This window comes from Cupriavidus sp. 05N40 (assembly GCF_056397305.1).
The window spans coordinates 18,638-30,544 of sequence record NZ_JBFTND010000075.1; the positions used below are offsets into that span (position 1 = coordinate 18,638).

The 11,907-nt window shown below is 68.1% G+C and carries 9 protein-coding genes; 5 read left to right on the forward strand and 4 right to left on the reverse strand.

Annotation, left to right across the window (positions count from 1 at the left end):
• Positions 1-99 precede the first annotated feature (99 nt).
• Positions 100-2,394, reverse strand: a complete 2,295-nt coding sequence (locus AC1DO7_RS18470; protein WP_441612187.1) for a helicase C-terminal domain-containing protein — start codon at positions 2,392-2,394, stop codon at positions 100-102.
• A gap of 377 nt (positions 2,395-2,771) precedes the next feature.
• Between AC1DO7_RS18470 and AC1DO7_RS18475 the strand changes: the two genes are divergently transcribed.
• Complete coding sequence (locus tag AC1DO7_RS18475; RefSeq protein ID WP_441612188.1) at positions 2,772-4,826, forward strand: NAD(+) synthase; 2,055 nt, start codon at positions 2,772-2,774, stop codon at positions 4,824-4,826.
• Positions 4,827-4,841: 15 nt separating this feature from the next.
• Here the strand turns inward: AC1DO7_RS18475 and AC1DO7_RS18480 are convergent, their stop codons facing one another.
• Entirely contained in the window at positions 4,842-5,042 is a 201-nt protein-coding gene (locus AC1DO7_RS18480; RefSeq protein ID WP_441612189.1) for a DUF2188 domain-containing protein, read from the reverse strand.
• Positions 5,043-5,292: 250 nt separating this feature from the next.
• A complete protein-coding gene (locus tag AC1DO7_RS18485) occupies positions 5,293-6,273 on the reverse strand; it encodes a LysR family transcriptional regulator (RefSeq protein ID WP_441612190.1) in 981 nt (326 codons plus the stop codon).
• Between the two features lie 97 nt (positions 6,274-6,370).
• Between AC1DO7_RS18485 and AC1DO7_RS18490 the strand changes: the two genes are divergently transcribed.
• Complete coding sequence (locus AC1DO7_RS18490) at positions 6,371-7,630, forward strand: MFS transporter (RefSeq protein ID WP_441612192.1); 1,260 nt, start codon at positions 6,371-6,373, stop codon at positions 7,628-7,630.
• A 50-nt stretch (positions 7,631-7,680) separates the two neighbouring features.
• Here AC1DO7_RS18490 and AC1DO7_RS18495 read toward each other — a convergent pair whose 3' ends face one another.
• Complete coding sequence (locus tag AC1DO7_RS18495; RefSeq protein ID WP_441612193.1) at positions 7,681-7,929, reverse strand: DUF2188 domain-containing protein; 249 nt, start codon at positions 7,927-7,929, stop codon at positions 7,681-7,683.
• A gap of 621 nt (positions 7,930-8,550) precedes the next feature.
• Between AC1DO7_RS18495 and AC1DO7_RS18500 the strand changes: the two genes are divergently transcribed.
• The 3 genes from AC1DO7_RS18500 to AC1DO7_RS18510 form a co-directional block, all read left to right on the forward strand.
• Complete coding sequence (locus AC1DO7_RS18500) at positions 8,551-9,627, forward strand: porin (protein WP_477116418.1); 1,077 nt, start codon at positions 8,551-8,553, stop codon at positions 9,625-9,627.
• Positions 9,628-10,107: 480 nt separating this feature from the next.
• The gene (locus AC1DO7_RS18505; protein WP_441612195.1) at positions 10,108-11,394 is read left to right on the forward strand and encodes an MFS transporter; all 1,287 of its coding nucleotides are present in this window, start codon (positions 10,108-10,110) and stop codon (positions 11,392-11,394) included.
• A gap of 69 nt (positions 11,395-11,463) precedes the next feature.
• Positions 11,464-11,907: creatininase family protein (locus AC1DO7_RS18510; RefSeq protein WP_477116419.1), on the forward strand; the 444-nt coding region annotated here is incomplete at its 3' end.

Consider the following 11,907-nt stretch of genomic DNA (forward strand, 5'->3'; position numbering starts at 1 on the left):
GCGCGGGCGGGGCAAGCGCGCGTGCATCGATGCGCCTGGGCCCCGCCAGGCGCGGGCGGCGCCGCGCGGCAGCCGGCAGGCGCCTAGCCAGGGCCCTCGCTAGGGCCCTCGCCCGGCGGTTGCCACGTCCCACCAGCCCGGCAACAGCGCCAGCACCTCGGGCCGCGCGAAGCGGTCGTCGATCAGGTGGACCACGCCGCGGTCCGCCTCGGTGCGGATGACGCGGCCCGCGGCCTGCACGACCTTCTGCAAGCCGGGATAGAGGTAGCCGTACTCGTAGCCGCTGCCGAACTCGGCTTCCATCCGTTGCCGGGTGAGTTCGTTGACCTCGTTGAACTGCGGCAGGCCGAGCGTGGCGATGAAGGCGCCGACCAGCCGGTCTCCGGGCAGGTCGACGCCTTCGGCGAACGCGCCGCCGAGCACGGCGAAGCCGAGCGCGCGGCCGCCCGGCTCGAAGGCACCGATGAATTCGGCCTGTGCCGCCTCGGTCATGGCGCGTGCCTGCCTGCGCACGGGGATATCGGGCCAGCCGAGCTCGAAGGCATCGGCCACCTGCCGCAGGTAATCGTGGCTGCTGAAGAACGCCAGGTAGTTGCCCGGGCGCGCGAGGTACTGCGCGGCCAGCAGTTCGGCGATGGGGCGCACCGAGCGCGCGCGGTCGCGGTAGCGCGTGGAGATGCCGCCGGCGATGTGCACGGCGAGCTGGCCGGCGCTGAACGGCGACTGCACTTCCAGCCATACCGTGTCGCGAGGCAGGCCCAGGGTGTCGCAGACAAAGCGTGCGGGATAGAGCGTGGCCGAGAACAGGGTGGCGGAGCGCGCCGCGGCGAAGCGCGGCGCGAGGAAGGGCGCGGGGATGATGTTGCGCACCGCCAGGCGCGCCCTGGCGGGGCGGGCCTTCGCGATGCCGGCGGGCGCGCCGGCGTCGTCCCTGCTGATGTCGAACACGGAATGCTTGTCGAGCGATCCGGCCAGGCGGGAGAAATGCAGCGCATCGAAATAGAAGCGCTGCAGCGCCGGGGTGACGCTGGCGGGCGCATCGGTGAGCTGGTCCAGGATCGCGGCGGCGGCGCGCTCGAGCGCGGCCATGAATGCCGGCGGGATTTCCGCATAGGCGGCGTAGGCGCCCTCCTGGTCCTTTGCCAGCCGGCTCCATTGCGTGCCCAGCCGGCGCAGCGCGCCCGCCAGCGGTTTCGGCGCGCCTTGGCGCAGCTCCGGCAGCACAGCCGGGTCGAGTTCGGCCGAGTACATCTTGCGCGCACGCTCGAGCAGGTTGTGGGCCTCGTCCACCAGCACCGCCACGCGCCAGTCGCCGGCGGCGGCCATGCCATGCAGCATGGCGCCGCGGTCGAAGTAGTAGTTGTAGTCGCCCACCACCAGGTCGGACCAGCGTGCCATCTCCTGGCCGAGGTAGTAGGGGCAGATGCCGTGCGCCAGCGCGACCTGGCGCAACGCGGCGCGGTCCAGACGGGTTTGCGCGGCGGCCTGCTCGCGCGCGGCCGGCAGGCGGTCGTAGAAGCCGCGCGCGAGCGGGCAGGCTTCACCGTGGCAGGCCTGGCCCGGATGCTCGCAGGACTTGTCGCGCGCGGCGAGTTCCAGCACGCGCAGGGGCAGGCCGGGGTTCGCGGCGCGCAGTCCCTGCGCGGCATCGAGCGCCATCTGGCGGCCGGTGGTCTTGGCGGTGAGGTAGAACACCTTGTCGAGCTGGCCCTGCGGCGCCGCTTTCAGGGTGGAGAAGAGGGTGCCGCCGGTCTTGCCGATGCCGGTGGGCGCCTGTGCCAGCAGGCAGCGGCCCGAGCGGCCGGCGCGATAGACCGCCTCGGCCAGCTCGCGCTGCCCGCGCCGGAAGGCGGCGTGCGGGAATGCCATGGCGGCCAGCGCGGTGTCRCGCGCCGCGCGGTGGTCGGCTTCCTGCGCGGCCCATTTGACGAAGCGCTCGCACTTGTCTTCGAAGAAGGCCTGCAGCTCGGCTGCATCGCGGTCTTCGCTGAACACCGACTCGCGCTGGCTCGTCATCTCGAAATACACCACGGCCACGCGCATGGCCGGCAGGCCGAGCCTGCAGCACATCAGCCATGCGTAGATCCTGGCCTGCGCCAGGTGCAGCTGCCGGTGGTTCTCCGGCAGCGCGGCCCAGTCGCCGCGCACGGTCTTGATTTCCTCGAGCTGGTTGGCGTGCGCGTCGTAGCCATCGGCACGGCCGCGCACCAGCAGGCCCTTGTACTCGCCCTGCAAGGGGATTTCCGCCTGGTAGCCGGCGCCGCGGCGTGCCTGCACCAGGGTGTGCGCGGCCTGGCCTTCGGCCGCCGTGGGCGAGGGCGTGAAGCGGATGTCGAGATCGCCTTGCTTGGCGGTGAACTCGCACAGGGCACGCACGGCGATGGCATAGGTCATCGGCGTGGCAGGCGCGGCGGGGCGCACTTATGGACGGAGATCACGGCGGTACGGGCATGGCAGAGGGGGACTGTATGAATATACAGTATCGCCCTTCGCTGCCGCCAGCCCGGCATGTCGTCCTCGCGTCCAGGACCCGTGGCATGCGCCATGTGGCCTGGCTGGCATCGCCGCCGCGCAGGACTGCCATGCATGCGGATCTGCGGGGGCTGCGCGAAGGGGCGCCCGATATCCGCGTGCGGCCTGCCGACGCGGCAGGCCGCACGGGTACGGCGCGCATCGTAGAATTGCACTGTTACCATGCCGGCGGCCGCGCGCGCCGCCGCGCATTCGCCAGCGCCGGGCCGCTGCTACGCGGCGGCGCAAGGACCAACGAGATGACCGAAAACTTCCTGAATATCTATTCCCACGGCTTTGCGCGCGTGGCGGTGGGCGTGCCCGTCTGCCGCGTGGCCGACCCCGCCTTCAACGCTGCCGGGACGATCGCCCTGGCCCGCCAGGCCGCGGGCCAGGGCGCGGCGCTGGTGGCCTTCCCCGAACTGGGGCTGTCCGCGTACACCTGCGACGACCTGTTCCACCAGCGCGCCTTGCTCGATGCCTGCGAGGCGGCGCTCGGCGAGATCGTCGAGGCCTCGCGCACCCTGGCCACCACGCTGGTGGTGGGGCTGCCGCTGCGGGTCGAGCACCTGCTGTTCAACTGCGCCGCGGTGGTGGCCGGCGGGCGCATCCTCGGCGTGGTGCCCAAGACCTACCTGCCGAACTACTGGGAATTCTACGAGGCGCGGCAATTCAGTTCGGCGGACAACGCCACGGCCAGCGAGGTGACCTTGCTGGGCAGGAAGGTGCCGTTCGGCGCAGGCCTGCTGTTCGAAGCCGAGGACATCGGCGGGTTCCGCTTCCACGTGGAAATCTGCGAGGACGTGTGGGTGCCGGTGCCCCCTTCGTCGTTCGCGGCGCTGGCCGGCGCGACCGTGCTGGTCAACCTGTCGGCATCCAATATCGTGGTGGGCAAGTCGGGCTATCGCCACCAGCTGGTCAGCCAGCAGTCGGCGCGCTGTCTCTCCGCCTATCTCTACAGCTCGGCGGGCAAGGGCGAATCGTCCACCGACCTGGCCTGGGACGGGCAGGCGCTGATCTACGAGAACGGCGAGTTGCTGGCGGAGTCCGAGCGCTTCGCCGACGATTCGCACCTCACCTTCGCGGATGTCGATCTCGAGCGCCTGTCGCGCGAGCGCATGCACCAGACCACCTTCGGCCATTCGGTGCGGCGCCATGCCGGCGAGGTGGAGAAATTCCGGGTCATCGGCTATGCGGTCGGCATCGGCGCGCAGGACGCGCTGCCGCTGCGCCGCAAGCTCGAGCGCTTTCCCTATGTGCCGTCCGACGCGCGGCGGCGCGACGAGCGCTGCCACGAGGTCTACAACATCCAGGTGCAGGCGTTGGCCCAGCGCTTGTCCGCCAGCGGCATCAGCAAGGTGGTGATCGGCGTATCCGGCGGGCTCGATTCGACCCATGCGCTGCTGGTCTGCGCCAAGGCGATGGACCGGCTCAAGCTGCCGCGCACCAATATCATCGGCATCACCATGCCAGGCTTCGCCACCAGCGACCGCACACTGGTGCAGGCCAGGAAGCTGATGGAGGTGGTGGGCTGCGTGTCGAAGGAAATCGACATCCGTCCAAGCTGCATCGAGATGCTCAAGGACCTCGGCCACCCCTACGCGGCGGGCGAGCCGGTGTACGACGTGACCTTCGAGAACGTGCAGGCCGGCGAGCGCACCAACCACCTGTTCCGCTTCGCCAATCACAACCAGGCCATCGTGATCGGCACCGGCGACCTGAGCGAACTCGCGCTGGGCTGGTGCACCTACGGCGTGGGCGATCATATGTCGCACTACAACGTAAACGGCAGCGTGCCGAAGACGCTGATCTCGCACCTGGTGCGCTGGGTGGCGGAGACCGGGCAGATCGGCGATGCCGGTTCCGGTGTGCTGATCGACGTGCTCGAGACCGAGATCAGTCCGGAGCTGGTGCCGGGCGCTTCGGCCAATGCGCCGCAGCAGAAGACCGAGCATTTCATCGGCCCGTACGAGTTGCAGGATTTCAACCTGTACTACACGCTGCGCTTCGGCTTCACGCCGAGCAAGATCGCCTTCCTGGCGCTCAGCGCCTGGGGCGACCGCGACCAGGGTAACTGGCCGGAGGGCCAGCACGTGGCCCGCAACGAGTACACGGTGGCGGACATCAAGCGCAACCTGCGCATCTTCCTCGACCGCTTCTTCCGCACCAGCCAGTTCAAGCGCTCCTGCGTGCCGAACGGGCCCAAGGTGGGCTCCGGCGGTTCGCTCTCGCCGCGCGGCGACTGGCGCGCGCCGAGCGATTCCGAATCCGTGGTGTGGCTCAGGGACCTGGACAAGGTGCCGGATTCGGTCTGACGCACGGGCGGGGCGCTATGGCCTGGCGGCGAGGACCATGTCCGCGCAGTTGCCGGACTCGTCGAGGATCAGCCTGACCGCGTGCCGCGCCGCCAGCACGGCCCCGGCTTGCGCCGCTTCTTCGCGCGTGTCGTATTGCAGAATCGCGGTGGCTGCGCCTGCCACCTTGAGCACCCAGCCGGTCTGCGTGGGCAGCACTATGAAATCCCGGAGCATTGCCTGGCCTCTGCATGCCCTTTGCGGGCGAGTCCGTCATGCATGAAGCCTAGGCGGGCCAGGCCTGCGCTGAAATCCGGCGGCGTCCTACATGACGTGGATTTCGTCCGATGCCCGCGCCTGGCGGCCGCGCAAATCGATGCGCGACCAGGCACGGGCGTCAGGCTGCCGCTGCATGATGCGGGTCTCGGACCCGTGGTTCCGCTCCGTGCCTCATCGCTGCGCCATCGCGCTCGCTATTCGCTGTTCGCTATTCCGCCTGCCTGGTCAGCGATGCCGAGCTTGCCATGGCCTGCGGCACCGCCTCGCGCATGGTTTCGACGAAGCGGCGCAGCTTGGCCGGATAGAAGCGCGCATACGGATAGATCAGCTGCAAGGGCAGCGGGGGAGGCTGCCATTGCGGCACAAGGTGGAGCAGGCGGCCCCGGGCGATATCGTCCGCCATCATCCACGCCGAGCCCATGCAGACGCCAAGGCCCGTCACCGCGGCGTTGCGCAGCGCATAGAGGCTGTCGGTGCTTACGCGAGGGCGGAACGACAGCCGCCGGGTCTCGCCGGTGCTCACGTGGGTGAGCGACACCTCGGTGCGATAGAAGGTGCGGATCGACAGCCACGGCAGCGCGGCCAGCGTGTCCGGTTGCGTTGGCGGCGCGGCACCCGCCAGCACGGATGGCGCCGCGACCACGATGCGCGGCACCTCCGCCAGCCGGATCGCCACCAGGGACGGGTCGCCGACCTCGCCCACATGGATGGCGCAGTCGATGCCGTCGGCGATGAAGTCGGGGGTGCGGTCGTGCAGCAGCCATTCCACGTTCACGCGCGGGTGGCGTCCCAGGTACTGCGCGAGCGGGCCCACCAGCTGTTCCTGGCCGAAGGCATGGGGCACCACCACGCGCAGCGTGCCCTCCGGCTCGTCACGCGCGCCGCGCAGGTCCGCCTCGAACGCCTCCCAGCCGGCTACCAGTTCCTTGGCGCGGTCATAGCAGCGCACGCCGTCCTCGGTCAGCTTCATCGCATGCGTGGAGCGGTGCAGCAGGCGCACGCCGAGCGAGCGCTCCAGCACCTGCAGGCGGCGGCTCACGGTGGGCTGCGTGGTGCCCATCTGCGCGGCGGCGGCGGAAAGGCTGCCGGCCTCCACGATGCGCACGAAGGTCTGCATCAGTTCGATGCGGTCCATGGCGGCCGCGGGCGTGGCAGCGCGGGGAGATGCGGGCAGGGCGGCTTTTGTCATACGCGAAGCGTATATCAGTTGTGCGGAGGGCGGTACTACCGCGGGACACGCCGCAACGGCAAACTCGGGTCTCGATTTCAAGTCAAGGGTAAACACCATGTCCTCCACGCAAGCCATGCCCGCAAGCGCCACCAGCCGCGCGGCAGACGGCGCCGCCCCCCATCAAACGAGCGATACGCCACAACTTCCGGCCAGGCTGATCCTGCTGCTTGCGGCGGGCGCCGGGCTGGCGGTGGCATCGCTCTATTACAGCCAGCCCATGCTGGGGGTCCTGAGCGGCGATATCGGCGCGTCCGATTCCATGGTGGGCCTGGTGCCTACGCTGACCCAGCTGGGCTATGCACTGGGGATCCTGCTGCTGGCCCCGCTGGGGGACCGCTACGACCGCCGGCGCATCATCCTGGCCAAGGCGGCGGTGCTCAGCGCCGCGTTGCTGGTCAGCGGCGCGGCCTCGGGCATCTGGCTGCTGCTGGCGGCCAGCCTGGCGACGGGCCTGGCCGCAACCATGGCGCAGGACATCGTGCCGGCCGCCGCCACGCTCGCGCCCGAATCGCATCGCGGCAAGGTGGTCGGCACCGTGATGACTGGGCTGCTGCTGGGCATCCTGCTGTCGCGCGTGGCCAGCGGTTTCGTGGCGGAGCATTTCGGCTGGCGCATCATGTTCGTGATGGCGGCGGCGAGCATTGCGGTGATCGGCGCCGTGGCCTGGCGCGCCCTGCCGCGTTTCAAGCCCACCACGCACCTGTCGTACCGCGCGCTGCTGGGCTCGCTGGGCAAGCTGTGGCGCAAGCACGGCGCATTGCGCCGGGCGGCGCTGGCGCAGGGGCTGCTATCCGTGGGTTTCAGCGCGTTCTGGTCCACGCTGGCGGTCATGCTGCACGGCGCGCCGTTCCACCTGGGCAGCGCCGCGGCCGGCTCGTTCGGCCTGGCCGGCGCGGCCGGGGCGCTTGCCGCGCCGCTGGCCGGGCGCCTGGCTGACCGCAAGGGGCCGGAACTGGTGACGCGCCTGGGCGCCGTGCTGACCGCGGTGTCCTTCGCCGGGATGCTGTTCTCGCCCCTGCTGGCGCCGCATGCGCGGCTCTGGCTGATCGCAGTCAGCGCGCTGGGCTTCGACCTCGGCGTGCAGGTGACGCTGGTTGCGCACCAGACCATCGTCTACAGCATCGAGCCGGGCGCGCGCAGCCGTCTCAATGCGGTGCTGTTCGGGGGGATGTTCGTCGGGATGGCTACCGGCGCCGCGCTGGGCAGCATGCTGCTCGCGCATTGGGGATGGATGGCCGTCACGGCCCTGTCCACAGCCACCGCGGGCGCCGCGCTGGCCGTGCGGCTGTGGCCCGGAGCGCGGCTGGCGGAGTGATCGCCTGCCGGCGCCTGGCGCCTGCAGCCAGATGACGGCGAGGGAAAGGCTCAAGCCGGGGCGAACGCCTCCTGGTAGTCCTGATAGTCCTGGTAGTCCTGGTAGAGCAGGCACTGGTCGCAGATGCGGCCGTCCATCTCATGGATCAGCAATTCCACGTGCTCGCGGCGCGCGTCCCGCGTGCCAGCGCGGATGGCGGCTTCCTGCGTGTCGTGGTGGGAATTCGCGTAGCGGGCGCCGTCGTGGATCACGTCCCAGCCATCGCCGTAGGGCCTGACATGAAGGTAGTGCGTTGACATTGCGTCTCCCGGAAACCGCGATGGCTCCATTTTGCGCAGGTGCCGCGGCTTTGCCATCGGTGCTTGTCTGACACGACGCGGCATGCGTCGCGATGCCGGCAGCGCCCGCGGCGTCTGGCGAGGGGCATGCGCCGGCCGGGCGCTCGCCCGGCGACCGAACTGGGGACTTCGGACGTCGAAGGCGCTGCGCGCCGCTCTCGCTGGCGCGCAGCGAGGATCAGCGTGTCGAGGCTTTCGCGGGTGGCCAGTCGTCGCCGATAGTCCTCGCCATTGAGGTCGGGTCCGCCGTTTCCACGCCATTTTTCTGCCAGGCCCGCGCCGGCACGTCTTCTTGTATCGCCTTGTATCGCCTTGTATCTACCGGGCCGACAGACAAACAAGGTTTCAATTTCTCTCGCTTGCGGAAACAGGGCGGATACACGCCCGCCGTCAAATTGCACGTGCCCCGGCACGCGCGCACGGCATGGCTCGCGCCTGCCTGGCCGCCGCGTGGCCGGCGGGCAGGAACAGGGCGGGCATGCACCGCCGCGGCCATCCGGAGCCGGATGGCCGCGATTCCTGCCGGCGATTCCTATCGCCTTTTCCCGAAATGAAGAGCCACAGACGACAATTGGAAATCCGATGAAGAAGACACTCGCGGTAGTCGCCGCATCCGCGGTAGCCAGCGCCGCATACGCCGAATCCGGCGTCACCCTGTACGGTGTCGCCGATGCCGGTATCGAGTACAACAGCCACGCAGGACGCGCGGGAGACAGTCTCTGGCGGCTGAGTTCCGGGAACCAGTCGGGATCGCGCTGGGGCGTGCGCGGCGCGGAGGATCTGGGCAGCGGGCTGAAGGCAGTCTTCGTGCTGGAGAGCGGCTTCGACCTGGATACCGGCAACGGGGGCCAGGGCGGCCGCCTGTTCRGCCGCAATGCCTACGTCGGCACCGAAAGCCGGTATGGCTCGCTGCTGCTGGGCCGGCAGCAGACGGCATTGCGCGACTTCGGCAACCTCTATGACCCGGCATCATTGGCCGACCACTACGGCATCCTGGGGATCGCGCCCGAGTTCGGCGCGCGCGCGGACAATGCCGTGAAGTATGTCGGCCGGTTCGGGGGGCTGACCGCCTCCGCCTTGTATTCGTTCCAGTCCAATGGCAGCGAGGTGGGCGGCAGCGCCGTATTCGGACGCGATTACGGCGCCTACCTCAGCTATGCCGAGGGCCCCGTTTCCGTGGGCGTGGCCTATGACGACGCGCATGTGGGCACCCCGGGCAATCAGGCGCCGGTCCTGCGGCGCTATGCGGTGGCCGGTACGTACGCGGCGGGCCCCGCCAAGGTCTTCGCGGGGTATCGCCTCGCCAAGGCATTCAATGGTGCCACCCTGCCCGGCGCGCAAGCGGCCAATGCCGGCTCGAGCTTCTACTGGCTCGGCCTGGGGTACAAGCTGACGCCGGCATTCTCGGTGACCGGCGCGGCCTATTACCAGGATTTCCGCCAGACCGGATCGGACCCGTGGCAGTTCGTGGTGACGGGCGACTACGCATTCAGCAAGCGTACCGACCTCTACGCGTCGGTGTCGTATGCCCTCAACAAGGACAAATCGTACCTGGGCGTCAACGGCTACAACAGCGGCTCCGGCGCGACGGCGGTCTATAACGTGCAGCCCGGCATGAGCCAGCTGGGCGCCGTGGTCGGGGTGCGCCACCGGTTCTAGGGCCTTGGCCTTCGGGGCACGGCGGGAGTCTCTGCCGCGCGGCAGAGATGGTGCCCTGGCGGGAAGCCGCCGGCTGGCGGGCCTCCCCATGCGTGGCTATCGTCGAGCGCGCCCCGGGACCATGGCACGGCCATCACGGCCTCCTGTTGCCGCAGCACTGCCACCGCAGAGCGCCTTTTCGACGGACATCGCAGGCTCCGTTATCGAGGCGGGATGCACAGGCGCCGGACAGCGGCGCCCGGGAACGCCTTAGTGACCGGCGCTCTGGCCGCCGTCGAGTCGTCCGGCAAGAATGGCGTCACGGAAACGCGCGGTCCCGCCCTCACGCTCCGCCTGCTGCACTTCTCTTCCGCACGCCCCTTCTGCGTTGCTCGTCGGGCAACGAAACGTAAGCATAGTTGCTCTTGCTGGATCAACCCGGCCTTGCCAATATGGATGGACCCGAAGGGCCCAGAAGAACATTGATGATTGGAGACAGGCATGCAAGCAATTCAGACCGCGAATGGACGGGACGATGTCGTGGCCCTCTACGACAAGCTCAACTGGCGATTGCTGCCATTTCTGCTGATCTGTTACCTCTTCGCCTACCTTGATCGCGTCAATGTCGGCTTTGCCAAGCTGGAGATGCAGAGTGCCCTGGGCTTTTCCGATGCCGCCTACGGGGTTGGCGCCGGCATCTTCTTCCTGGGCTATGTGCTGTTCGAACTGCCCAGCAACCTGATGTTGCCGAGAGTCGGGGCAAGGAAGACGTTCAGCCGCATTCTGATCCTGTGGGGTATCACTTCGGCGTGCATGCTTTTCGTACGCAACGTGCCGATGTTCTATGCCATGCGTTTCCTGCTTGGCGTTTTCGAGGCGGGTTTCGCGCCCGGCATGATCTATTACCTGTCTTGCTGGTACGGCCCGGCGCGCATGGCCCGTGCCATCGCGATCGTATTTCTCGCGGGTCCGATCGGCGGCATTGTCGGCGGGCCGGTCTCGGCGTGGTTGATGACCACGCTCTCCGGTAGTGGCGCTCTCGCCGGCTGGCAGTGGATGTTCCTGATCGAGGGACTGCCATGCATACTGCTCGGCATACTGGCGCTCTTCCTTCTGTCGAATCGACCCGCGGATGCCGCCTGGCTGAGCGCAGACGAGAAGCGCATGCTCGCGGCCGAACTCGGGACGTCGGCGGCACGAGGCCATTCCTTCAAGGCGGTTGCGCGGGACCCGAGAGTCTACATGCTTGCGTTCGCGTACTTCTGCATCATTGCGGCCATCTACGCCATCAGCTTCTGGCTGCCGACGATGCTGAAAGCGCAGGGCATCAACGATACGATTCAACTCGGCTGGTATTCGTCCATCCCCTATGTGGGGGCCGCCCTCGGGATGTATTTCATCGGCCGCCGGTCGGACAGATACGGCGAGCGGCGTTATCACAGCGCGGTGCCGGCAATCCTCGCCGCGATACTGCTCGCTTCGTCGATCTTGTCGGACGGCAATCTGCTGGTGACTCTTGTTCTGCTGACACTCGCCACGACCATGCTGTTCATGGCGTACACGGTGTTCTGGGCCATTCCCGCCGAGTACATCAAGGGTGACGCAGCAGCGGGCGGTATCGCCCTCATCAATACCATTGGATTGTCCGGTGGCTTCTGGGGGCCAGCGATCATCGGATGGACCAAGACAGCGACCGGCAACATGCATCTCGGCCTGCTGGTCCTGGCGTGCATGTCCATGATCGGCTCGATCCTGCTCGTCGCCAACCGGCTGCCAAAAAGGCAGTGAACCGTTCACTGCCGCCGGAAAACCAATGCGCCGCGTTTCAGTGGGAACCGGCTGAACAGAGGACTTCAAATGCTTTTACACTTATCCACCTGGGCTGAAATAGGGCAATTTCTGGAGCGCAGCCGCACAATCGTGGTGCCGATCGGTTCGAACGAGCAGCACGGCCCCACCGGCCTCCTGGGTACCGACTGGCTGTGCCCGGAGATCATCGCGCACGAAGCCCAGAAGACCGCCGATATCCTGATCGCCCCCACCTTCAATATCGGCATGGCCCAGCATCATCTGGGCTTTCCCGGCACCATTTCGCTTCGCCCTTCGACCTTTATCGCCGCCATTGGCGACTGGACGCGCTCACTGGCCGTCCATGGATTCGAGAGAATCCTGTTTCTCAACGGCCACGGCGGCAACATCGCGTCGATTGAAGCGGCCTTCTCCGAGATCTACGCCGAGGCCAGCTTCGCCAGGCGCCGATCGGGGGTCGCGCTGAAGCTGTGCAATTGGTGGGACCTGGAT

Bases quoted from the DNA above. Each gene is read 5' to 3' on its own strand.
- AC1DO7_RS18475 (WP_441612188.1), top strand. From the start codon at position 2,772: ATGACCGAAAACTTCCTGAATATCTATTCCCACGGCTTTGCGCGCGTG.
- AC1DO7_RS18480 (WP_441612189.1), bottom strand. From the start codon at position 5,042: ATGCTCCGGGATTTCATAGTGCTGCCCACGCAGACCGGCTGGGTGCTC.
- AC1DO7_RS18485 (WP_441612190.1), bottom strand. From the start codon at position 6,273: ATGACAAAAGCCGCCCTGCCCGCATCTCCCCGCGCTGCCACGCCCGCG.
- AC1DO7_RS18490 (WP_441612192.1), top strand. From the start codon at position 6,371: ATGTCCTCCACGCAAGCCATGCCCGCAAGCGCCACCAGCCGCGCGGCA.
- AC1DO7_RS18495 (WP_441612193.1), bottom strand. From the start codon at position 7,929: ATGTCAACGCACTACCTTCATGTCAGGCCCTACGGCGATGGCTGGGAC.
- AC1DO7_RS18505 (WP_441612195.1), top strand. From the start codon at position 10,108: ATGCAAGCAATTCAGACCGCGAATGGACGGGACGATGTCGTGGCCCTC.